This is a genomic window from Aeromicrobium sp. Root495, assembly GCF_001426755.1.
Lineage (GTDB): Bacteria > Actinomycetota > Actinomycetes > Propionibacteriales > Nocardioidaceae > Aeromicrobium.
The window spans coordinates 2,656,684-2,678,349 of sequence record NZ_LMFJ01000001.1 but is presented as its reverse complement, the minus strand read 5'-3'; the positions used below and the strand labels follow the sequence as shown (position 1 = coordinate 2,678,349).

The window sequence follows — 21,666 nt, the reverse complement described above, 5'->3', positions numbered from 1 at the left end:
CGGCACTAGGCTTGACCCTCGTGAGCGACGCCCCCGTGCCCCCGGACTCTGCCGACGACGACCTGCCCGAGCAGCTGCGGATCCGTCGCGAGAAGCGCCAGGAGCTCCTCGACGTCGTGGGCGAGGCCTATCCCGTCGAGGTCGGCCGTACCCACACGCTCGCGCAGATCCGTGCCGCGCACGACGCGGAGGCCCTCGGTCCCGATGCCCACACGGGCGAGACCGTCACCGTCGCCGGCCGCGTCATCTTCCGCCGGGGCACCGGCAAGCTCGTCTTCGTCTCGTTGCGTGAGGGCGACGGCACGTCGCTCCAGGCCATGGTCTCGCTCGACGGTGTGGGGGAGGAGTCGCTCGACCGCTTCAAGCGCCTCGTCGACATCGGCGACCACCTCGCCGTCACCGGCGAGATCATCACGTCGCGCCGCGGCGAGCTGAGCGTGCAGGCCACCGGCTGGCAGGTCGCGGCCAAGACGCTGCGCCCGCTGCCCAACGAGCACAAGCCCCTCTCCGACGAGGCCCGTGCCCGCCTGCGCTACGTCGACCTCATCGTCCGGCCCGAGGCCCGCGACAACGTCCGCGTCAAGGCCAAGGTGCTGCAGTCCTTGCGCGCCACCCTCGACGGCCGCGACTACGTGGAGGTCGAGACGCCCGTCCTGCAGCACACCAACGGTGGTGCCGCGGCTCGTCCGTTCGGCACGCACGTCAACGCCTTCGACGAGGACGCCCTGCTGCGCATCGCGCTCGAGCTGCACCTCAAGCGCTCGCTGGTGGGCGGGATCGACCGCGTCTACGAGATCGGCAAGACCTTCCGCAACGAGGGCGTCGACAACACCCACAACCCCGAGTTCATGATGCTGGAGGCCTACGAGGCGTACGGCTCCTACGACACGATGGCCGAGCTCACCCGCGACCTCGTCGTCAACGCGGCCCGCGCCGTCGGCAAGACGGTCGTGCCGGGACGCGACGGCTCCGAGATCGACCTCGAGCAGCCCTGGCGTCGCGCCACCATCCACGAGCTGGTGGGGGAGGCCGTGGGGCAGGGCGTCGACGTGCAGACGTCGGCGGACGCCCTGCGCGAGCTGGCCGAGCGCCACGAGGTCGCGCTCCAGGAGCACTGGGGTGCGGGCGAGATCGTGCTCGAGCTGTACGAGAAGCTCGTCGAGCACACCCTCATCCAGCCGACGTTCGTGTGCGACTACCCCGAGGCCGTGCGTCCGCTGGCCAAGAAGCACCGCACCGAGCCGGGGCTCGTGGAGGCGTGGGACCTCATCATCAACGGCGTGGAGCTGGCGCCCGCGTACTCCGAGCTCAACGACCCCGTCATCCAGCGTGAGCGGCTCGAGGAGCAGGCCCGCCTCGCCGCGGCCGGCGACCCGGAGGCCATGGACGTCGACGAGGACTTCCTCCGGGCGCTCGAGTTCGGCATGCCCCCGGCCGGCGGCCTCGGCCTCGGCGTCGACCGCCTCGTGATGCTCCTGCAGGGCATCGGCATCCGCGAGGCCATCCTCTTCCCCATCTCCCGCCGCGAGGCCTGACCCCAGCCCGGTCCACCACGGGGTCTGGGCAGACCTGACCCACCACGGCAACACCGACGCCCCACGGCCGGTGGTCCGCGGGGCGTCGGCACGTGCCCAGACCCCGTGGTGGACCCGGGGCGGGGGTGACGGGACTCACGGGCCGCGGATGGGGTGCTCGGGACCGTTCGATGGTTGCATAGGACACCTATGTCTTCTCCTCGCCTCACCCGCTCGTCGTACCGCGTCACCTATGCCGTCGTCGCGGTGGCCGTGGCCTCGTTCGCGCTCGTCCAGTCGATGACGATCCCCGTGCTCGGCGAGATCCAGGACCACTTCGGCGCCAGCCAGTCCACCGCCACGTGGGTCCTCACGGCCTATCTCCTGTCTGCCTCCGTGGCCACGCCCATCGTCGGTCGCGTGGGCGACGCCGTGGGCAAGGAGAAGATGCTCGTCTTCTCCATCTCCGCGCTCGCGCTGGGCTCGCTCATCGCCGCCCTCGCGCCCTCGATCGGTGTCATGATCGGCGCTCGCGTCATCCAGGGCATCGGCGGCGGCGTTCTGCCGCTCGCGTTCGGCATCGTGCGTGACGAGTTCCCCGAGGACAAGATGGCACCGGCCATCAGCCTCACGTCGTCGCTCATGGCGGTCGGCATGGGCATCGGCATCGTCGTGGCCGGCCCGATCATCACGTCGCTCGGCTACGCGGGCCTGTTCTGGCTGCCCTTCGGCGTCACGGCCGTCGCAGCCGTCGCGGCTGCCGTGCTGGTGCCGGAGTCTCCCGTCCGCAAGCCCGGACGCATCAGCATCCTGCCGGCCGTGCTGCTCGCCGCGTGGCTCGTCGCGCTCCTGCTGCCCGTCAGCCAGGGCCGCGTCTGGGGCTGGACGTCGTTCCCGACGATCGGCCTCCTCGTCGCCGCCGTCGTGCTGATCGTCCTCTGGGTGCTCGCCGAGACCAAGGCCGACGTGCCGCTCGTCGACATGCGCATGATGAAGCTTCCCGCCGTGTGGACCACCAACCTCGTGGCGCTGCTCGTGGGCGTGGGCATGTACGCAGCCTTCGGCTTCACGCCCCAGTTCAACCAGACACCCGAGGTCGCCGGCTACGGCTTCGGCGCCTCGGTCACCGTCTCGGGCCTCATGATGCTGCCCTCGGCCGTCATGACCTTCGTGACGGGCCTCGTGGCCTCCCGCATCGCGGTGCGCATCGGCCCCAAGGCCGTCGTCGTCGCCGGGTGCGTCGTCGCCAGCGCCGCGATGTTCCTGCAGGCCGGCTGGCACGACGAGCGCTGGCACATGCTCCTCGCCAACGGCCTCATGGGGCTCGGCGTCGGCCTGGCCTTCGCGTGCCTCGCCTCGCTCATCGTCGCTGCCGTCCCGCCGGAGCAGACCGGTGTCGCGTCGGGCATGAACGCCAACATCCGCACCATCGGCGGCGGCGTCGGCTCGGCCGTCATGGGCTCCATCGTCACGGCCAGCATCGTGACCAGCACGGGACTCCCGTCGGAGGCCGGCTACACGATCGGCTTCGCGGCGCTCGCCGGTGCCTTCCTCGTGGCAGCCCTCGCGGCCCTCACCATCCCCACGCGCAGCGAGGTCGAGGTCGAGGACGCACTCCTCGCGGAGCCCGAGTCTGGCACGCAGCAGGGCCTCGTGGCCCAGCCCGTCTCGGCTTGACGCTCAGGCCAGCACGGCCCTCACGGCGTCGCGGGCGTCCGTGGGGGAGTCGGCCTCGAGCGCGGCCGTGGCGGCGCGGCGGCACTGCTCGAGGCTTACGGTGGCCAGCTGCGCCCCGACGCCACGGACAGCGGGTGCGGCGCACGAGAGCGACGTGATGCCGAGGCCCACCAGGACGCACGCGAGCAGCGGGTCGGCGGCGGCCTCGCCGCACACGCCCACGGGCTTGTCGGCGCGGCGACCGGCGGCGGCGATCATCTCGACGAGCGTCAGGAGCCCGGGCTGCCACGGGTCCGTGAGGTCGGTGAGCTCCGACGACATCCGGTCGGCGGCGAACGTGTACTGGCTCAGGTCGTTGGTGCCGATGGAGACGAAGTCGACCTCGGCCAGCACGCGGTCGGCGAGCACGGCCGTGGACGGTGTCTCGATCATCACGCCGGCCCTGAGGCCGCGATCACGCGCTGCGGCGGCGAACTCGCGCGCCTCCGAGGGGACCGAGACCATGGGCGCCATGACCCAGACGTCGGTCCCGGCGTCGCGGGCCGCCTGGGCGATGCCGTCGAGCTGGTGGGCCAGGAGCTCGGGCCGCTCCCGGGCGATGCGCAGGCCGCGGACGCCGAGTGCCGGGTTGGGCTCGTCGCCCATGTCGGCGAACCTGAGCGGCTTGTCGGACCCGGCGTCGAGCGTGCGGACGACGACCTTGCCGCCGCCGTCGACGGAGTCCGCCGCAGCGGCGAAGACCTGGGCGTAGATCTCGGCCTGCTCGTCGACCGTGGGCTCGGACGAGCGGTCCAGGAAGCTCAGCTCCGTGCGGTAGAGGCCGAACCCCTCGACGGGCTGCTGGGCGGCGACCCGGGCGCCGGCCGCGTCCTGCACGTTGGCCAGGACCTGCACCGCGTGTCCGTCCTTCGTGCGGCCCGGTCCCTCCCACGCCGCTGAGGCGGCTCGGCGCTCGGCATCGGCTCGCACGCGCTCCTGCGCCAGCTCGGGCGCGGGGTCGAGGACGACCTCGCCGGAGCTGCCGTCCACGAGGGCGGCGGCCGGCGGATCGGTCCACGGAAGCTCGGCCACGCCGACGACGCACGGGATGCCGAGCTGGCGGGCGATGATGGCGGTGTGGCTCGTGGAGCCGCCGCGCGCGATGGCGATGGCGACGACCCGCCTCGGGTCGAGCCCGGCGGTGTCGGCCGGTGCGAGGTCGTCGGCGAAGAGCACGGACGGCTCGTCGGGCTGGGGGATGCCGGGCTCCGGGACGCCGAGCAGCTCGGCGACGACCCGGTCGCGGACGTCGAGGAGGTCGGTCACGCGCTCGGCCATCAGTCCGCCGGCCTGGCGGAACATGGCAGCCAGCTTCTCCACGGCCGCCGTGGTGGCGGAGGCCGGGCCGAGGGTGTCGGCCTGCTGGCCCACGAAGGTGGCCAGGCCTCGGTCCGACGCCATGGCCGCGGTGGCCTGCAGGACCTCGGCGGCCGCCCCCGACGCGTGCTGCGCCCGATCGGTGAGGCGCTGCGCCACGGTGGCGGCGGCTGCGGCGAACGCCGCGACGGTGTGGTCGTGGTCGACGAACGCCTCGTCGGCAGGGGCCTCCGAGCGCGGGCCGGGGACGACGACGGGTCCGGCGGCGGCGCCGGGGACGACGGGCGTGCCGTGGTGGACGACTGGGCTCATGCGGGGCTCCTGCTGTGACCTGCGCGACGAAATTCTGTGGAATTCCACCGCAATGGCTTGACTTTCCTCGACCGTACTCGTTAAATCAACGTAGATCAACAGAAACTCCACATGAATCCACAGTCGGTTTCGCACTCACGTGACACCGACCACCACGCCGGACGGAGCACCGCATGTACGCCGCCGAACGCCGGGCCGCCCTCGCGCAGCGCCTCACCGTGCAGGGACGCGTGAGCGTGCTGGAGGCTGCTGACGAGTTCGGTGTCTCGGGCGAGACGGTCCGCCGCGACCTCGCCGCCCTCGAGCGCAGCGGCGTCGCCCGCCGCGTGCACGGAGGAGCCGTGGCCCGCAGCGCCGTCCAGGCCGTGGAGCTCGGCCTGAGCGAGCGGGAGGAGCGTCGCGTCGCGCAGAAGGCGCGCATCGCCTCCGCCGCCGTCGAGCTCCTGCCCGCCGACGGCGGCAGCATGATCATCGACGCCGGGACCACCACGACGGCCCTCGTAGAGGTGCTCCCCGCCGACCGCTCGCTCGTGGCGTTCGCGCACGGCATCGTCACGGCAGCCCTCCTGGCCCGCACCGAGCACGTCGACCTGCACGTGATCGGCGGGCACGTCCGCGGCACCACGGCGGCCGCCGTCGGGACCGAGACCGTCGCCGCCTACGAGCGGATCGGCGTCGACGTCGCCTTCGTGGGAGCCAACGGCATCTCCCCCGAGCGCGGCCTCACGACGGTCGACTTCGAGGAGGCGGCCGTGAAGCGCACGATCCTGCGCCGCGCGCGCCGGACGGTCGTGCTGGCCGACTCCTCCAAGCTCGAGCAGGACTTCATCGTGACCTTCGGGGCCCTCGAGGACGTGGACGTCCTCGTCACCGACGACGAGGCCGACGCCACCGTCGTGGCGCGACTGCGCGACGCCGGGGTGGAGGTGGTGCTCGCATGATCGTGACCGTGACGGCCAACCCGGCCATCGACCGTCTGCTGGCGCTGGGGGAGCCCCTCGAGCGCGGCGGTGTGGTGCGCACGGAGGACTCGGTCGACCAGCCCGGCGGCAAGGGCATCAACGTCGCGCGCGTGGTCGCGGCGGCCGGGGTGCCGGCCACCGCGGTCTTCCCTGCGCCCGAGCACGACTCCCTGCTCCGCGCCCTCGAGCTCGCCGACGCCACGCTGCCTCACGTCGCGGTGCCGGTGGCCCACCGCGTGCGGGTCAACCTCACGCTGGCCGAGCCCGACGGCACCACCACGAAGCTCAACGCCCCGGGCGCTCCGCTCTCCGCCGACGAGGTCGATCGACTGGCCGCGGCCGTGCAGGACAGTGCCCGGTCGGCCACGTGGGTCGCGCTGTGCGGCTCGCTGCCCGCCGGGCTCCCGGACCGCTGGTACGCCGACCTCACGCGCAGCCTGCGGGAGCGCGGGGTCCTCGTGGCCGTCGACACCTCCGGCGCCCCGCTCGACGCGGCCCTGTCCGACCCGCTGTCGGCCCCCGACCTCGTGAAGCCCAACGCCGACGAGCTCGTCGACCTGCTCGGGACCGACCTCGTCACCGCCGCGGAGCTGGAGGACGACCACGCCCTGGCCGCCGAGCACGCGCAGAAGCTCCGGGAGGCCCGCGGCCCGCGCATGGTCCTGCTGACCCTCGGCTCGGCCGGCGCCGTCCTGGCCACCGCCGACGGCTCGTGGTTCGCTCCCGCACCGCGCGTCCGGGCGCGCAGCACCGTCGGCGCCGGTGACTCGTCGCTCGCGGGCTTCCTGCTCGCGTGGGAGTCCGGGCTCGACGCGCCGGAGTGCCTCGAGCAGGCCGTCCGGCACGGCAGCGCCGCCGCGGCCCTGCCGGGATCCACGCCCCCCACGCCGCGGGACGTCGCGGCCGTCGCCACGGTGACCGCCCGGCACCTCACCTGAACCCGATCTCGCCCCACACCCGCAGCCCACCCCCGCAGCCCCGCACTGCACCACCTCGAAGGAAGCCCATGTCCACACTCATCAACGCTGATCTCGTCAGCCTCGACACCGACCTCGGTGCCACGGCCGACGACGTCATCGCCGCCCTCGCCCAGCGCGTCGTGGCCGCGGGTCGGGCCACCGACGCCGATCAGCTCGTCGCCGACGCCCGCGCCCGCGAGGCGCAGTCGGCCACGGGTCTGCCCGGCGGCATCGCCATCCCGCACTGCCGCTCCGCCGCCGTCACCGAGCCCACGCTCGCGTTCGCGCGGCTCACGCCGGGTGCCGACTTCGGCGCCACCGACGGACCGGCCGACCTGGTCTTCCTCATCGCCGCGCCGGAGGGCAGCGACAGCGCCCACCTGACGCTGCTGTCGTCCCTCGCGCGGGCCCTCGTGCGCGCCGAGTTCACCGCCTCGTTGCGCGCCGCGGCCACGCCCGGCGAGGTCGTCGGCCTCGTCGGCGACGTCGTCACGCCGGCCGCTGCCCCGGCTGCTGCTCCGGCCGCGCCGGCGCCCGCTGCCGAGCCCGCCCCCGCGTCGGTCACCCGGCTCGTCGCCGTCACGGCGTGCCCCACGGGCATCGCCCACACCTACATGGCGGCCGACTCGCTGCAGCAGGCCGCCGAGCGTGCCGGCGTCGAGCTCGTCGTCGAGACCCAGGGGTCGGCGGGTGCCAACCGCCTCGAGGACGCGACCATCGAGGCCGCCGACGCGGTCATCTTCGCCACCGACGTGGGCGTCAAGGACCGGGCCCGCTTCGGCGGGAAGCCCGTCGTCGTGAGCGGCGTGAAGCGCGCCATCAACGAGCCCGACGTCATGATCGACGAGGCCGTCCGGGCCGCGTCCGACCCTTCGGCCGCTCGCGTCGACGGCGGTCGCGAGGGGGCTCGCGCCTCCTCGTCGGCCTCCGCGTCGTCGGCCGACGGTGTCGGGCTCAAGCTGCGCCAGTGGCTCCTCACCGGCGTCAGCTACATGATCCCGTTCGTCGCGGCGGGTGGACTGCTCATCGCGCTGGGCTTCCTGCTCGGCGGTTACGAGGTCGCGCTCAACAACAGCAAGGGTGTCCAGGTCGCGCAGGCGATCTTCACCGACAACTCGCTGACGGACCTGCCGTCGGCCACGGCGCACGCTCTCTTCGGCAGCTCGCTGCTGACCTACCTCGGCGCCCTGATCTTCCTGCTCGGCTCGTGGGCGTTCAGCTTCCTGGTCCCCGCGCTGGCCGGCTACATCGCCTACGCGATCGCCGACCGTCCGGGCATCGCCCCCGGCTTCGTCATGGGCTACGTCGCCAACCAGATCGGCGGCGGCTTCATCGGCGGCATCGTGGGCGGCCTCCTTGCCGGCCTCCTCGCGTCGACGTTCACGCGTCGTTCCTACCCGCGCTGGCTGCAGGGCCTCATGCCCGTGGTCGTCATCCCGCTCGTCTCGACGCTCGGCGTGGGCCTGGTCATGCTGCTCGTGCTCGACCACCCGCTCTCGTGGATCAACGACAGCCTCACCGACGGCCTGAACTCCATGAGCGGCAGCTCGGCCATCCTCCTGGGAGCCGTGCTGGGTCTCATGATGGCGTTCGACCTCGGCGGACCGCTCAACAAGGCGGCGTACGTCTTTGCCGTGACCGGCCTCGGCACGGCCGGCGCCCTCGACGCCGGCTCGTCGCAGACCCAGATCATGGCGGCCGTCATGATCGCCGGCATGACACCGCCGCTCGCCCTGGCGCTGTCCACCGCGCTGCGCCCGCGCCTCTACACCGAGGAGGAGCGCGAGAACGGCAAGACCGCGTGGCTCCTGGGCGCCTCCTTCATCTCCGAGGGCGCCATCCCGTTCGCGGCGGCCGACCCGCTCCGGGTCATCCCGTCGATGATGCTGGGCTCGGCCGCGGCCGGTGCCATGTCGATGGCCGCGGGCGTCACGCTCAAGGCGCCCCACGGTGGCATCTTCGTGTTCTTCGCGGTGGACCACGTGCTGTGGTTCCTCGTGTCCATCATCGTGGGAACCGTCATCAGCGCGTTGTCGGTCACCGCCCTCAAGCAGGTCCGTCAGCGGAACATCGACGCCGACGTCCCGCGCCACTACGAGCGCGTCGGCGCCTGACCGACCACTCGAGACCACTGCACCGCCACCACCACCGGAAGGACCTGACATGGCCAGCAAGACCGTGACCGTCGGATCGTCGGTCGGGCTCCACGCCCGGCCGGCCGCCACCATCGCCGAGGCCGCTGCTGCGGCCGGAGCCCCCGTCACCCTCGCGGTGGCCGGGGGAGAGCCGGTCGACGCCGGCTCGTCGCTGCTCATCATGACGCTCGGCGCCGGCCCCGGCACCGAGATCACCGTGGAGTCGCCCGACGAGGCCGTCCTGGAGCAGATCGCGGCGCTCGTCGCCGCCGACCTCGACGCCTGAGCGCCGTCCCGCAGCACCCGACGACGACCCTCCCCCGGGGGAGGGTCGTCGTCGCGCATTACGCCCAGGGTGAACAGCCGGAACACCAGGGCCCGTGTGACGGTTGAGTGACGTATCTGGGCATGTCGGGTGCGGCGACCGCACCACGCCTAGACTGACTGGAACACACCCGATGGAGGGGGCAACATGTTCGAGAGGTTCACCGATCGCGCTCGTCGCGTCGTCGTGCTCGCCCAAGAAGAGGCGCGCATGCTCAGCCACAACTACATCGGCACGGAGCACATCCTCCTCGGATTGATCCACGAGGGCGAGGGCGTCGCTGCCAAGGCCCTCGAGAGCCTGGACATCTCGCTCGAGGCCGTCCGTGGACAGGTCGAGGACATCATCGGCCAGGGCCAGCAGGCGCCCAGCGGGCACATCCCGTTCACGCCGCGCGCCAAGAAGGTGCTCGAGCTGAGCCTGCGCGAGGCGCTGCAGCTGGGCCACAACTACATCGGCACCGAGCACATCCTGCTCGGGCTCATCCGCGAGGGCGAGGGCGTCGCAGCCCAGGTGCTCGTGAAGCTGGGCGCCGACCTCAACCGCGTGCGTCAGCAGGTCATCCAGCTCGTGAGCGGCTTCCAGGGCAAGGAGGCCGAGACCACCGGCGCTCCCGCCGAGGCCGCCCCCAGCTCGTCGGCCGTGCTCGACCAGTTCGGCCGCAACCTCACGCAGGCCGCCCGCGAGGGCAAGCTCGACCCGGTCATCGGACGTGAGACGCAGATCGAGCGCGTCATGCAGGTCCTGTCCCGACGCACCAAGAACAACCCGGTGCTCATCGGTGAGCCCGGCGTCGGCAAGACCACCGTCGTCGAGGGCCTCGCCCAGGACATCATCAAGGGCGACGTCCCCGAGACGCTCAAGGACAAGCAGATCTACACGCTCGACCTGGGCGCGCTCGTGGCGGGCTCCCGGTACCGCGGCGACTTCGAGGAGCGCCTCAAGAAGGTGCTCAAGGAGATCCGCACGCGCGGCGACATCATCCTGTTCATCGACGAGATCCACACCCTCGTCGGTGCAGGCGCCGCCGAGGGCGCCATCGACGCCGCCAGCATCCTGAAGCCCATGCTGGCCCGGGGTGAGCTCCAGACCATCGGCGCCACCACGCTCGACGAGTACCGCAAGCACTTCGAGAAGGACGCGGCGCTCGAGCGTCGGTTCCAGCCCATCCAGGTGCCGGAGCCGTCCATCGCCCACACGATCGACATGCTCAAGGGCCTGCGCGACCGGTACGAGGCGCACCACCGCGTCACCATCACCGACGAGGCGCTCGTGGCCGCAGCCACCCTGGCCGACCGGTACGTGGCCGACCGCTTCCTGCCCGACAAGGCCATCGACCTCATCGACGAGGCCGGCTCGAGACTGCGCATCCGCCGGATGACGGCTCCGCCGGACCTCAAGGAGTTCGACGAGAAGATCGCCGACGTCCGCCGCCGCAAGGAGGGCGCCATCGACGCGCAGGACTTCGAGGCAGCCGCCTCCCTGCGCGACGAGGAGAAGAAGCTCATCCTCGCCAAGAACGACCGTGAGAAGGCCTGGCGCTCCGGCGACATGGACACGGTCGCCGTGGTCGACGAGGAGCTCATCGCCGAGGTCCTGGCGCTCGCCACCGGTGTGCCCATCACCAAGCTCACCGAGGAGGAGTCCGGTCGCCTGCTCAACATGGAGGCCGAGCTCCACAAGCGCGTCATCGGTCAGGAGGAGGCCGTCAAGGCGCTCAGCCGGGCCATCCGTCGCACGCGTGCGGGCCTCAAGGACCCGCGTCGTCCCGGTGGATCGTTCATCTTCGCCGGCCCCTCGGGCGTCGGCAAGACCGAGCTCTCCAAGACGCTCGCCGAGTTCCTCTTCGGCGACCAGGACGCGCTCATCTCCCTCGACATGAGCGAGTACTCCGAGAAGCACACCGTGGCGCGTCTGTTCGGTGCACCTCCCGGGTACGTCGGCTACGAGGAGGGCGGCCAGCTCACCGAGAAGGTCCGTCGCAAGCCGTTCAGCGTCGTCCTGTTCGACGAGGTCGAGAAGGCCCACCCCGACATCTTCAACTCGCTGTTGCAGGTGCTCGAGGAGGGGCGGCTCACCGACTCGCAGGGTCGCGCGGTCGACTTCAAGAACACCGTCATCATCATGACCACCAACCTGGGCTCGCGCGACATCGGCAAGGGTGTCTCGCTCGGCTTCAGCGGGTCCGGTGACTCGGCGGGCTCGTACGACCGGATGAAGGCCAAGGTCTCGGAGGAGCTCAAGCAGCACTTCCGCCCCGAGTTCCTGAACCGTGTCGACGAGGTCGTGGTGTTCAGCCAGCTCTCGAAGGACGACATCATCCAGATGGTCGACCTCATGATCGGCAACCTGGAGCAGCGCCTCAAGGACAAGGACATGGGCATCGAGCTCACGACCGCGGCCAAGAGCCTGCTCGCCGACCGGGGCTTCGACCCCGTGCTCGGGGCGCGGCCGCTACGCCGCACCGTGCAGCGCGAGATCGAGGACACCCTCGCCGAGAAGATGCTCTTCGGAGAGCTGCGCGCCGGCGAGATCATCCTGGTCGACGTCGAGGGTGTCGGCGCCGAGGCGGTCTTCACCTTCCAGGGCACGCCCAAGGCCGACCTGGAGCTCACCGAGGGCCACGACCCCCTCGCGGTCGAGGCCGGCAGCTCGGAGTAGCCAGCCGCACGATCAGACAGGGCCCCGCCGGACGCGCTCCGGCGGGGCCCTGCTGTTTCTGGGGCCGGAGCCCTGCGTTGCTCCGCCCGGCGATCCGTGATTGGCTGCGGTGCATGCGAGCTCAAAGAGGTTGGATCGTCGCCGCTGTCCTCGTCGTGGTGGGAGTGCTGGCGATCCTGCTCCAGCCGGGTCCGCCGGACGGGGAGTGCGTGCCCGACGGGACGCCCAGCTCGGGCTTCACCGACTCCGACTCGGGCTGCGCCATCTCGCAGGAGAGCTACGAGGAGATCGCCGACTACAACTCCTCGCCCAAGCCGTTCCGCATCGTGGGCCTCGTGCTCATCCTCGCGGGCATCGTCGTCGCCGGCGTGACCCTCGTCCGTCAGCGCCGGGGCCCGTCGGGCTCGCCGGCCCCCTGACCGGGGTCAGAGCGCGAAGCGCCCGTCGTCGAGCAGCGTGACGAGTCCGTCGTCGAGCAGGGAGTCCAGGCACCGCTCGCGCTGGTCGTCCTCGTCCCACGCGGTGTCGAGACGGGCCTTCTCGACGGGGCCGTCCGACTCGCGAAGCACGGCCAGCAGCCGTCCCCGCACCATCCGGTCGGTCCCCGCCCAGGCCTGACCCTTGCGGGCGGGCCCGTCGTGCTCGGGGTAGCCGAGGGCGCGCCACCGGCAGAGGTCCCGGACGGGGCAGGCGTCGCAACGGGGCGCCTTGGCCGTGCACACGACGGCGCCCAGCTCCATCGTGGCGGCGGCCCAGCGGTGCGCGTCGTCATGGGGGAGCAGGTCGTGCGCGAGCCGACGCTCCGCAGCCGTGATGGAGGCCGCCGGGTACTGCCGGCCCTCGACCACCCGGGTCAGGACGCGTCGCACGTTGGTGTCCATGACGGCGTGCCGGCCGGCGAAGGCGAACGAGGCGACCGCGGCCGCCGTGTACTCGCCCACACCCGGCAGCGTGAGGAGTGTGGCGTGGTCGCTCGGGACCTGGCCCCCGTGGTCGGTGACGATGGCCGTCGCGGCCGCGTGGAGGCGCTGTGCACGACGCGGATACCCCAGGCGACCCCAGGCGCGCACCGCCTCGCCCACCGGCTCCGCCGCGAGGTCCGCGGGGGTGGGCCAGCGGGCCATCCAGGCGGCGTAGACGGGCAGCACACGCACCACGGGTGTCTGCTGCAGCATCAGCTCGGAGACCAGGACCGACCAGCCCGACGTGTCGCGACGCCAGGGCAGGTCGCGGGCGTTCTCCTCGAACCACGACACGACGTCGTCGTGCAGCTGGTCGACCTCGGCAGCGGTGAGCATGGCGCGTCGATCTTCCCACGGCGCTGCGTCCGGATACCGTGGGGACGTGAGCGGGAGACCACAGTCGGCGGCTGTCTACAGGCGGCGACGCCTCGTCCTCGTGACCGTCGTCGTGGTCCTCGTCTGGGCGGTCGTGAAGCTCTGGCCCTCCGGTGGCGACGACACCGAGCCGGCCTCGGCGCCGCGGCCCTCTGCGTCATCGAGTGCCGAGGCCTCGGCCACCCCCGCGCCGGTGAAGACGCAGAAGGCCCTCGAGGCCTCCGACACCACCACGGTCTCGCTCCCCACCGGGACGGGTGCGTGCAAGGCCGAGGATGTCCGAGTGGTCCCCTCGGTGAGCACGGGACAGCGGGCCCGCCAGGCAGTGGCGCTCGACCTCGCGGTGAGCACGTCGGCGGAGAAGCCGTGCATCTTCACGGCCGAGGCGTCGTCGATGCTGGCCGTCATCTCCGCGGGCAAGACTGCCGTGTGGGACTCCAGCGTGTGCAGGGCGAGCGTGCTGCCCGACCCGGTGGCGCTCTCCCCGCAGTGGTCGACCATCGTGCGGGTCACGTGGAACGGCCGCGGCTCGGGCATCGCGTGCTCACGCAAGGAGGGCTGGGCCACGCCCGGCAAGTACACGCTCCAGATCGGCACCCTCGGCGGCGAGCCCAGCCAGACCGCGTTCACGCTCGGCCAGGCGGTCGCGAGGCCCAAGCCCACGGCCAGGCCGACGCCCACGGCGAAGGGCACGCCCCGACCGAGCGCGAAGCCGAGCGCGACCCCCACGAGGAAGCCGAGCCCCTCGGCGTCGGCCTCGCCGAAGACCGACTGAGCTAGACGTACCGCTCGAGGATGCTGGACTCGGCGAGCCGGGACAGACCGTCGCGGACGACCCGGGCGCGCTGGTCGCCCACACCGTCGACCGTCTGCAGGTCGTCGATGCTGGCCGCGAGCAGCTTCTGCAGGGTGCCGAACTGCTCCACGAGCCGCTCCACGACGGTGGCCGGGAGGCGGGGGACCCGGGCGAGGAGCCGGTAGCCGCGGGGCGTGAGGGGTGAGTCGAGCGTCGTGTCGTCGCCGATGCGCAGCGCCGCTGCCACGCCGCCCAGCTCCACGAGGGCCGTGCCGTCGATGGCGGCAAGGTCGGACAGCACCGTCTCGACGCTCGTGCGCCGACGGGCCACCGGGAGGTAGTCGCGGATCACGAGCTCACGCTCGGCGTCGACGCCGCTGATGAGCTCCTCCAGCTGCAGCGACAGCAGGCGGCCGTCGCTGCCGAGCTCGAGCACGTACCGGTCGATCTCGCTCGCGATGCGGCTCACCATCTCGAGCCGCTGCGCGACCGCAGAGACGTCGCGGACGGTGACCAGGTCCTCGATCTCCAGCGCGGAGAGCGCGTCGGACACCTCGTCGAGGCGGTGGCGGTACCGCTCCAGCGTGGCGATGGCCTGGTTGGCGCGGGCCAGCACCGCGCCGGCGTCCTCCAGGACGTAGCGCTCGGAGCCGCGGTACAGCGCGATGATGTGCATGGAGGCCGACACCGAGACGACGGGCGCCCCGGTCTGACGGGCCACGCGGTCGGCCGTGCGGTGCCGCGTGCCGGTCTCGTCGGTGTGGATGGTGGGGTCGGGCATGAGGTGCACGCCCGCCCGGACGATGCGCTGGGCGTCCTTGTCGAGGATGATCGCGCCGTCCATCTTGGCCAGCTCGCGCAGCCCGGTGGCCGTGAAGGGGACGTCGAGGGCGAAGCCGCCCGTGGAGAGGGCGTCGATCTGGCGGTCGTGGCCCACGACGATGAGCGCGCCGGTGCGGCCGCGCAGGATGCGCTCCAGGCCCTCGCGCAGCGCCGTTCCCGGCGCGAGGCTCGCGAGGGTCGCGCGGAGGTCGCTCGGTGCGGCCACTGATGCTCTCCCGGGTGTCTGTGAGACGGAACTGTACGAGTGTAGAGGTCTCAGGGCTTGCGTTGACCGAGGATGGATCGGATCGAGGAGACGTCGGCGATGGGGGTGATGCGCATGGGCAGGGATCCGGCCGGTGGCAGCTCGGACGCGGCCGGGACGACGGCCTCGGTGAAGCCCAGGCGGGCGGCCTCGCGCAGGCGCTCCGCGAGGTGACGGACGGGACGGACCTCGCCGGCGAGCCCGACCTCGCCGATGGCCACGAGCCCGCCCCCCACCGTGGTGCCGGCGTAGGCGGACGCGGTGGCCACGAGGACCGCGAGGTCGGCGGAGGGCTCGTGCAGGCGGGCTCCTCCGACGGTGGCGGTGTAGACGTCCTGGCGCGAGAGGTCGGCGCCGCAGTGCTTGGTGAGCACGGCCAGGATCATGGCCGTGCGTGAGGAGTCGAGACCGCTGGAGGTGCGGCGCGGCGTGCCGCCGGGGTTCTCGACCGTGAGCGCCTGCACCTCGGCGACCAGGGGGCGGCGGCCCTCCATGGTGACCGTGAGACACGTGCCCGGGACCGGCTTCTCGTGGCGTGAGACGAAGAGACCCGTGGGGTCGGGGACCTCGACGAGGCCGGAGTCGGCGAGGTCGAAGCAACCGATCTCGTCGACCGGCCCGAAGCGGTTCTTCACCGCGCGCAGGAGGCGCAGCCGCGAGGCGCGGTCGCCCTCGAACTGGAGCACGACGTCGACGAGGTGCTCGAGCACCCGCGGACCGGCCACGGTGCCGTCCTTCGTGACGTGTCCGACGAGCAGGGTGGCGATGTTGGCGGTCTTGGCACGGGCGATGACGGCGGAGGCCACCTCGCGGACCTGGGTGACGCCGCCCGGGACGCCGTCGACGTCGGCGGAGCCGATGGTCTGCACGGAGTCGACCACGAGCAGGCTGGGCCGCACGGTGTCCACGTGGGTGAGCAGGGCGCCGAGGTCGGTCTCGGCGGCGAGGTAGAGCTCGGGGTGCAGGGCGTGGGTGCGCTCGGCGCGGAGCCGCACCTGGGCTGCGGACTCCTCGCCCGAGACGTACAGGGTGCGACGGCCGGCCTTGGCCCACTGGGCGGCCAGCTCGAGCAGCAGGGTGGACTTGCCGACCCCGGGCTCGCCGGCCAGGAGCAGCACCCCGCCGGGCACGACGCCCCCGCCCAGCACGCGGTCGAGCTCACCGATGCCCGAGGTGAGCGACGTGGCGGACTCGACCGGGACCTCGGTGATGGGGCGGGCCGCGACGGCCACGGGTGCCGCACTGGTGCGACCGGCGCGCGCCGAGGGTCCGGCGAGGTCGACGCTGCCGTACGCCTGGCACTCGCCGCACCGCCCGACCCACTTGGACGTGGTCCAGCCGCACTCCGCGCAGACGTACGCGGGCTTCGAGGACGTCTTCGTCGAGGCCATGGCCTCAGCCTAGGCCGCGGCCACGACACATCCGCTCGGCACGGCAGGGCAGGCGGCTCAGATGGTGATGTGGCCGTCGGCGGTGGCGAACGTGGCCGAGAGGATGCCGGGCAGCGCGTTGGGCGCGATCCAGTTGACCTCGATCTGCTCGAGCGTGTTCACGGCCGACTCACCGAGCCAGTCGGCGAGCCGCTGCGGGCTGCCCGCGATGTCGATCGCGACGAGCTCGACGTCGGCGGGAGCCTGCTGCGACGGGTGCTCGGAGGGGTCGATGAGCCACTTGGTGACGTACGGGAGCTGGGGGTCGGCGCGCATGCCGCTCGTGCCGATCTGGACCCACTCGAGGTTGAAGCCGTCGGGGCGGCGACGGTTGCCGGGGACCGCGTGGCGACCGATGCGGCGTTCGACCTCCTCGATGTCGTCGACCGAGATGCACCAGCCCAGCCAGCCTCCGCCGGCGTCGGTGCGCTCGCGCACGGCCTGGCCGAAGGCGGCCTTCTCGGCGGCGGGGTGGTCGAGCACCTCCACGATCTCGAGGTACTGCTGGTTCTTCAGCGGCAGCACCATGTTGCGGGTGCCGAAGCGCGGGTGTGCGCCTCCGTCGAGGAACGAGGCCCCGAGGAGCTTCTCGATCTGCTCGGTGGCCGCGGTGAGTCCGTCGGGCCCGGCTGCGAACGTCACGTGGTCGAGGTGCATGCGGCACATTCTCGCCCGACCGTCGTGGCATGCCACCAGCAGGGTCGGCCTGGCCGCTGCGGCGTGCGCGGGCCGAGGTCCGGCTGGACTACTCCGAGGCGGGGTGCCGGCTCGCGCCCGCGCCGCCGGCGAGGAACGCCTCGCACTGGCGCTCGAGCTCGGCGTAGCCGGCCTGACCCATGAGCGCGACGAGCTCGGCACGGTTGGAGACGTACACGGGCTCGGCGCCCACGTGGGCCTCGGTGTTGGACGAGCAGTACCAGTCGAGGTCGTGGCCACCCGGGCCCCAGCCGCCGCGCTCGTACTCGCCGATCTGGACCTCGGTGTAGCTCGTGCCGTCGCCGCGCTCGACGTCGCGGAACTGCCGGCGCAGCGGGAGCTGCCAGCAGACGTCGGGCTTCAGGGTGAGTGGCTCCACGCCCTCCTCGAGCGCGAGCCCGTGCAGGGCGCAGCCGTAGCCGCCGGCGAACCCGCGAGAGTTGTGGAAGACGCACGCGCCGCCGAGGGCGCGCGTCTTGAGCTCACCGTCGTCGTCGGTCTCGGTCCAGTCGGCACCGACCTCGTCGTGGCGCTCCCACCGCTCCGGGGTGAGCCGCGCGACGGCCTCGGCGACCCTCTGGTGGTCCTCGTCGTCGGCGAAGTGGGCGCCGAGCGTGCAGCAGCCGGCCTCGGGGCTCGAGGAGTAGATGCCGGGGCACCCCTGCCCGAAGATGCACGTCCACCGGGACGTCAGCCACGTCAGGTCGCAGCGGAACGTCTCGGTCGAGTCGTCGGGGTTGGGGAACTCCACCCATGTGCGGGGGAAACCCATCAGGACCTCAGGCATCGCTCTCCATCGTAGGAGTGGAACACTAGAACCATGCGGATGGGCGTGCTGGACATCGGGTCGAACACCGGCCACCTCCTCATCGTCGACGCCTTCCGCGGCGGGCCGCCCCTTCCGGCGTTCTCGTTCAAGGAGCCGCTGCGCCTCGCCGAGCACCTCGAGGCCGACCAGAGCATCAGCGGCGAGGGCGTCCAGCGACTCGTGAAGTACGTGGCCGAGGCGCAGGCCGAGGCCCAGGAGCGGGGCTGCTCCTCGATCGTCGCGTTCGCGACGTCGGCCGTCCGTGAGGCCGTGAACACCGAGACGGTGCTGAGCGCCGTCCGTGAGGCGAGCGGCATCGACCTCCAGGTGCTGCCCGGCGAGGACGAGGCCCGCCTGACGTTCCTGGCGGTCCGCCGCTGGTTCGGCTGGTCCGCGGGACGGCTCGGGGTCTTCGACATCGGCGGTGGCTCCCTCGAGCTCGCTGCTGGCTCGGACGAGCAGCCCGACGTCGCCCAGTCCGTGCCCCTGGGTGCAGGACGCCTCACGCGGGAGTGGCTCGACGCCGGACGGTCGGCGGAGGAGCTGCGCCTCTACGTCCGCACCACCCTCGCCGAGCAGGCCGGCCAGATCCTGCGCGGTGGCGCGTTCGACCGGGCCGTCGCCACCAGCAAGACCTTCCGCTCCCTCGCCCGGATCTGCGGCGCTGCGTCCTCGAGCGAGGGCCAGTACGTCCGCCGGGTGCTGCGACGCACCGACCTCGCCCGTCTCGCCGCCGAGCTGCCCCAGCTCACGCCCGCCGAGGTGGCCGACCTCCCCGGCGTCTCCGGCGACCGCGCCCACCAGATGCTGGCCGGCGCGCTCGTCGCCGAGGCGGTCATGGACCTCTTCGGTCTCCAGGAGCTCGAGATCTGCCCGTGGGCCCTGCGCGAGGGCGTCCTCCTGCAGCACCTGGACGCGCTCTGAGCATGGCCTCCTCCGCCGCGCACGACCAGCAGTCCCCGGACCGACCGCGGGAGCAGCTCCGCGTCGCGCTGTCCACGTCGTCGGTCTCGGTCTACCCCGGCTCCACGCCCGACGGCTTCGAGGCTGCGGCGCGCCTGGGCTACGACGGCGTCGAGGTCATGGTCGGCATCGACGACGTGAGCACCGACGTCGTCGCGGTGAAGGCGCTGCAGTCGTTCCACGAGATCCCCATCGTCTCCATCCATGCCCCCACGCTCCTGCTGACGCAGCGCGTGTGGGGGACCGACCCGTGGGAGAAGCTGCACCGCTCCGCCGAGATGGCGCTCGAGGTGGGCGCACCCGTCGTGGTGGCCCACCCGCCCTTCCGCTGGCAGCGCGAGTACGCCAAGGAGTTCGTCGAGGGGGTCGCCGACCTGGAGCGCCAGTACGACGTGGTGTTCGCGGTCGAGAACATGTACCCCTGGCGCACCGGCAAGCGCGTCTTCCAGGCCTACGCGCCCGGCTGGGACCCGGTCACCGAGGACTACGCCCACGTGACGGTCGACCTCTCCCACAGCGCCACGGCCGGCCAGGACCCCGTGCAGATGCTGCGCGACCTCGGTCCGCGCCTGGCGCACGTGCACCTCGCCGACGGCTCGGGCTCGCCCAAGGACGAGCACCTCATCCCGGGTCGCGGGTCGCAGCCGTGCGTGGAGTTCATGGAGGCCCTGGCCGACTCCGACTACACCGGCGACGTCGTCATCGAGATCAACACCCGCAAGTCGCCCGACGTCGAGGCCAAGGAGGCGCTGCTCCTGGAGTCGCTCGCCTTCGCCCGGCTCCACGGCTCCCGCTGACCCCCCCTCCCCGCCCCCGCCTCCGCGAGTGGCGCAGGTTGGCGATTCTGAGACGGCGTGTCGTGCCGATCTGCGCCACTCGGGACCCGGTCTGCGCCACTCGGCGATACCGTCGGCGCATGCTCACGATCTCGCAGGCGCTCGCGTTCGGCCTCGCGGCCTTCGTGCTCATCGCCATCCCGGGTCCGAGCGTCGTGTTCGTCATCGGGCGGGCCATCGCCTACGGCCGCGACGTCGCCCTGCTCTCGGTGCTGGGCAACACCCTCGGTCTCGTCGTGGTGCTCGTGCTGGTGGCGGCCGGTCTCGGGTACGTCGTGCAGACGTCGGCCGTGGTCTACACGGTCCTGAAGCTGGCCGGTGCGGCCTATCTCGTGTGGCTCGGCGTCCAGGCGTGGCGGCACCGGCGCGACCTCTCGATGGCCGACGTCGACGGCGGGGGTCGTGACCCGCTGCCCCGGCGCGTGGCCCTCCGGCAGGGCTTCGTGGTGGGTGTCTCCAACCCCAAGGCCTTCATGATCTTCGCGGCCGTGCTGCCGCCGTTCGTCGACGTCGACCGTGGTCACGTCACGACCCAGCCGCTCCTGCTGGGTGCTGTCGCCGTCGTGATCGGACTGGCGTCGGACAGCGTGTGGGCCCTCGTCGCGAGCCGCTTGCGCACGTGGTTCGCCGGCTCGCGCCGTCGGACCGAGGCCATGGGCGCGATCGGCGGCACGTCGATGATCGGTCTCGGCGTCGGCCTGGCCCTCACGGGCCGCCCCCAGCACTGACCCCCGCGCCACCGAGTGGCGCAGATGGGGTCTCGAGCGGCGCAGATTGGTTCGACACGCCGTCTCAGAATCGCCAATCTGCGCCACTCGCGGGAACGGGGGGGGTCAGGTGGGGGTGCGGGACATGCGGCCGGAGACGACGGCGCACGTGATGAGCTGCAGCTGGTGGTACGCCATGAGCGGCAGGATGATGAGCGCCAGCTGACCGCCCGAGAACAGCACGGTGGCGATCGGCAGGCCCGCCGCGAGGCTCTTGTTGGAGCCCGCGAACAGCACCGAGACGCGGTCGGCCCGGCCGAGTCCCGCCAGCCGGCCCAGCTGCCACGCCCCCACGAGCGCCACGCCCAGCAGGACTGCGCACACCGCCACGACGACGAGCGCCTCGGGCACCGTCACCCGCAACCACACGTGGGCACGCGCCCCCTCGCTGAACGCGAGGTAGACGATCACGAGGATCGAGCCGCGGTCGTAGAGCTTGAGCGGCCCGTCGTGCCGCTCCACCCAGGCGCCCACCCACGGACGCAGCGCCTGGCCCAGGACGAACGGGACGAGGATCTGCAGGACGATCCGCACGATGGAGCCAGCGTCCACCTGTGCGTTCGCCGACATCAGCAGCGAGACGAGCAGCGGCGTCAGGAACACGCCGACGATGCTCGACAACGAGGCACTCACCACCGTGCCCGCCTCGTTGCCGCGGGCCACCCGGGTGAACACGACGCACGACTGCACGGTCGTGGGCACGAGCGTGAGGAACAGGATGCCGTCCGCGAGACCCGCGTCGATCCCGTGGCCCTGCAGCTGATGGGCCACGAGCCCCAGCGCGGGGAACGCGACGAACGTGATGGTGAGGACCAGGACGTGCAGCCGCCAGTGCCGCAGGCCGGCCAGCGTCTCGCTCGTCGAGAGCCGGGCGCCGTAGAGGAAGAACAGGAGCGCGAGCACGACTCGCGAGGCGTCGGTCAGGACGTCGAGGCCCTGCCCCCGGGCCGGCAGGAACGTCCCGAGCAGCGCGGTCGCGAGAAGAGCCACGATGAACGGGTCGACTCTGGCGCGCACCGACCCACCCTAGGACAGCGCCCGACTA

The 21,666-nt window shown here is 72.2% G+C and carries 19 protein-coding genes; 12 read left to right on the top strand and 7 right to left on the bottom strand.

What is annotated here, in order from left to right:
* Nucleotides 1-20: 20 nt before the first annotated feature.
* Together lysS and ASD11_RS13370 are read left to right on the top strand one after the other, a co-directional pair.
* Nucleotides 21-1,535: a lysine--tRNA ligase gene (lysS, locus tag ASD11_RS13375; RefSeq protein WP_156464723.1), complete on the top strand. Its 1,515-nt coding sequence runs from the start codon at nt 21-23 to the stop codon at nt 1,533-1,535.
* 189 nt (nt 1,536-1,724) lie between these two features.
* On the top strand, nt 1,725-3,191 hold the full coding sequence (locus ASD11_RS13370; protein ID WP_056287896.1) for an MFS transporter: 1,467 nt from the start codon (nt 1,725-1,727) through the stop codon (nt 3,189-3,191).
* A 3-nt stretch (nt 3,192-3,194) separates the two neighbouring features.
* Here ASD11_RS13370 and ASD11_RS13365 read toward each other — a convergent pair whose 3' ends face one another.
* Nucleotides 3,195-4,859: a phosphoenolpyruvate--protein phosphotransferase gene (locus ASD11_RS13365; protein ID WP_056287893.1), complete on the bottom strand. Its 1,665-nt coding sequence runs from the start codon at nt 4,857-4,859 to the stop codon at nt 3,195-3,197.
* Nucleotides 4,860-5,032: 173 nt separating this feature from the next.
* Here ASD11_RS13365 and ASD11_RS13360 point away from each other — a divergent pair, with 173 nt between their 5' ends.
* From ASD11_RS13360 to ASD11_RS13335, 6 genes are all read left to right on the top strand, one after another.
* Nucleotides 5,033-5,800 carry a DeoR/GlpR family DNA-binding transcription regulator gene (locus ASD11_RS13360; protein WP_056287889.1) on the top strand — a complete coding sequence of 256 codons (768 nt, stop codon included), beginning with the start codon at nt 5,033-5,035 and terminating at the stop codon, nt 5,798-5,800.
* Complete coding sequence (locus tag ASD11_RS13355) at nt 5,797-6,759, top strand: 1-phosphofructokinase family hexose kinase (RefSeq protein ID WP_056287887.1); 963 nt, start codon at nt 5,797-5,799, stop codon at nt 6,757-6,759. Before ASD11_RS13360 ends, ASD11_RS13355 begins: the two co-directional genes overlap by 4 nt.
* A 68-nt stretch (nt 6,760-6,827) precedes the next feature.
* Complete coding sequence (locus tag ASD11_RS13350; RefSeq protein WP_056287886.1) at nt 6,828-8,894, top strand: PTS fructose transporter subunit IIABC; 2,067 nt, start codon at nt 6,828-6,830, stop codon at nt 8,892-8,894.
* A gap of 49 nt (nt 8,895-8,943) precedes the next feature.
* Entirely contained in the window at nt 8,944-9,201 is a 258-nt protein-coding gene (locus ASD11_RS13345) for an HPr family phosphocarrier protein (protein WP_056287884.1), read from the top strand.
* Nucleotides 9,202-9,387: 186 nt separating this feature from the next.
* Nucleotides 9,388-11,901 carry an ATP-dependent Clp protease ATP-binding subunit gene (locus tag ASD11_RS13340; RefSeq protein ID WP_056287883.1) on the top strand — a complete coding sequence of 838 codons (2,514 nt, stop codon included), beginning with the start codon at nt 9,388-9,390 and terminating at the stop codon, nt 11,899-11,901.
* 113 nt (nt 11,902-12,014) lie between these two features.
* Nucleotides 12,015-12,320: a hypothetical protein gene (locus ASD11_RS13335; RefSeq protein WP_156464722.1), complete on the top strand. Its 306-nt coding sequence runs from the start codon at nt 12,015-12,017 to the stop codon at nt 12,318-12,320.
* 6 nt (nt 12,321-12,326) lie between these two features.
* On the opposite strand, the gene ASD11_RS13330 is transcribed toward ASD11_RS13335, so the two are convergent.
* The gene (locus ASD11_RS13330) at nt 12,327-13,199 is read right to left on the bottom strand and encodes an A/G-specific adenine glycosylase (RefSeq protein ID WP_056287879.1); all 873 of its coding nucleotides are present in this window, start codon (nt 13,197-13,199) and stop codon (nt 12,327-12,329) included.
* A gap of 46 nt (nt 13,200-13,245) precedes the next feature.
* Here ASD11_RS13330 and ASD11_RS13325 point away from each other — a divergent pair, with 46 nt between their 5' ends.
* On the top strand, nt 13,246-14,013 hold the full coding sequence (locus ASD11_RS13325; protein ID WP_156464721.1) for a hypothetical protein: 768 nt from the start codon (nt 13,246-13,248) through the stop codon (nt 14,011-14,013).
* A gap of 1 nt (nt 14,014) precedes the next feature.
* Here the strand turns inward: ASD11_RS13325 and disA are convergent, their stop codons facing one another.
* The 4 genes from disA to ASD11_RS13305 form a co-directional block, all read right to left on the bottom strand.
* On the bottom strand, nt 14,015-15,082 hold the full coding sequence (gene disA, locus ASD11_RS13320; protein ID WP_056287875.1) for a DNA integrity scanning diadenylate cyclase DisA: 1,068 nt from the start codon (nt 15,080-15,082) through the stop codon (nt 14,015-14,017).
* Between the two features lie 50 nt (nt 15,083-15,132).
* Complete coding sequence (gene radA / locus ASD11_RS13315) at nt 15,133-16,512, bottom strand: DNA repair protein RadA (RefSeq protein ID WP_056287874.1); 1,380 nt, start codon at nt 16,510-16,512, stop codon at nt 15,133-15,135.
* A gap of 57 nt (nt 16,513-16,569) precedes the next feature.
* Nucleotides 16,570-17,208 (bottom strand): VOC family protein, encoded by a 639-nt coding sequence (locus ASD11_RS13310; protein WP_056287871.1) that lies wholly within the window; start codon nt 17,206-17,208, stop codon nt 16,570-16,572.
* A gap of 88 nt (nt 17,209-17,296) precedes the next feature.
* A complete protein-coding gene (locus ASD11_RS13305; protein WP_056287869.1) occupies nt 17,297-18,034 on the bottom strand; it encodes a hypothetical protein in 738 nt (245 codons plus the stop codon).
* 33 nt (nt 18,035-18,067) lie between these two features.
* Here ASD11_RS13305 and ASD11_RS13300 point away from each other — a divergent pair, with 33 nt between their 5' ends.
* The 3 genes from ASD11_RS13300 (at nt 18,068) to ASD11_RS13290 (ending at nt 20,582) form a co-directional block, all read left to right on the top strand.
* The gene (locus ASD11_RS13300) at nt 18,068-18,979 is read left to right on the top strand and encodes a Ppx/GppA phosphatase family protein (RefSeq protein WP_056287866.1); all 912 of its coding nucleotides are present in this window, start codon (nt 18,068-18,070) and stop codon (nt 18,977-18,979) included.
* Between the two features lie 2 nt (nt 18,980-18,981).
* On the top strand, nt 18,982-19,815 hold the full coding sequence (locus ASD11_RS13295) for a sugar phosphate isomerase/epimerase family protein (RefSeq protein WP_056287863.1): 834 nt from the start codon (nt 18,982-18,984) through the stop codon (nt 19,813-19,815).
* A 119-nt stretch (nt 19,816-19,934) separates the two neighbouring features.
* Entirely contained in the window at nt 19,935-20,582 is a 648-nt protein-coding gene (locus ASD11_RS13290) for a LysE family translocator (RefSeq protein WP_056287861.1), read from the top strand.
* A 105-nt stretch (nt 20,583-20,687) separates the two neighbouring features.
* Here the strand turns inward: ASD11_RS13290 and ASD11_RS13285 are convergent, their stop codons facing one another.
* The gene (locus ASD11_RS13285; RefSeq protein WP_056287859.1) at nt 20,688-21,638 is read right to left on the bottom strand and encodes a bile acid:sodium symporter family protein; all 951 of its coding nucleotides are present in this window, start codon (nt 21,636-21,638) and stop codon (nt 20,688-20,690) included.
* Nucleotides 21,639-21,666 lie beyond the last annotated feature (28 nt).

Bases quoted from the DNA above. Each gene is read 5' to 3' on its own strand.
- ASD11_RS13300 (WP_056287866.1), top strand. From the start codon at position 18,068: ATGCGGATGGGCGTGCTGGACATCGGGTCGAACACCGGCCACCTCCTC.
- ASD11_RS13365 (WP_056287893.1), bottom strand. From the start codon at position 4,859: ATGAGCCCAGTCGTCCACCACGGCACGCCCGTCGTCCCCGGCGCCGCC.
- ASD11_RS13340 (WP_056287883.1), top strand. From the start codon at position 9,388: ATGTTCGAGAGGTTCACCGATCGCGCTCGTCGCGTCGTCGTGCTCGCC.
- ASD11_RS13295 (WP_056287863.1), top strand. From the start codon at position 18,982: ATGGCCTCCTCCGCCGCGCACGACCAGCAGTCCCCGGACCGACCGCGG.
- ASD11_RS13350 (WP_056287886.1), top strand. From the start codon at position 6,828: ATGTCCACACTCATCAACGCTGATCTCGTCAGCCTCGACACCGACCTC.
- ASD11_RS13310 (WP_056287871.1), bottom strand. From the start codon at position 17,208: ATGCACCTCGACCACGTGACGTTCGCAGCCGGGCCCGACGGACTCACC.
- ASD11_RS13335 (WP_156464722.1), top strand. From the start codon at position 12,015: ATGCGAGCTCAAAGAGGTTGGATCGTCGCCGCTGTCCTCGTCGTGGTG.
- ASD11_RS13330 (WP_056287879.1), bottom strand. From the start codon at position 13,199: ATGCTCACCGCTGCCGAGGTCGACCAGCTGCACGACGACGTCGTGTCG.
- ASD11_RS13305 (WP_056287869.1), bottom strand. From the start codon at position 18,034: ATGCCTGAGGTCCTGATGGGTTTCCCCCGCACATGGGTGGAGTTCCCC.
- ASD11_RS13370 (WP_056287896.1), top strand. From the start codon at position 1,725: ATGTCTTCTCCTCGCCTCACCCGCTCGTCGTACCGCGTCACCTATGCC.
- ASD11_RS13360 (WP_056287889.1), top strand. From the start codon at position 5,033: ATGTACGCCGCCGAACGCCGGGCCGCCCTCGCGCAGCGCCTCACCGTG.
- radA (WP_056287874.1), bottom strand. From the start codon at position 16,512: ATGGCCTCGACGAAGACGTCCTCGAAGCCCGCGTACGTCTGCGCGGAG.
- ASD11_RS13355 (WP_056287887.1), top strand. From the start codon at position 5,797: ATGATCGTGACCGTGACGGCCAACCCGGCCATCGACCGTCTGCTGGCG.
- ASD11_RS13345 (WP_056287884.1), top strand. From the start codon at position 8,944: ATGGCCAGCAAGACCGTGACCGTCGGATCGTCGGTCGGGCTCCACGCC.
- ASD11_RS13290 (WP_056287861.1), top strand. From the start codon at position 19,935: ATGCTCACGATCTCGCAGGCGCTCGCGTTCGGCCTCGCGGCCTTCGTG.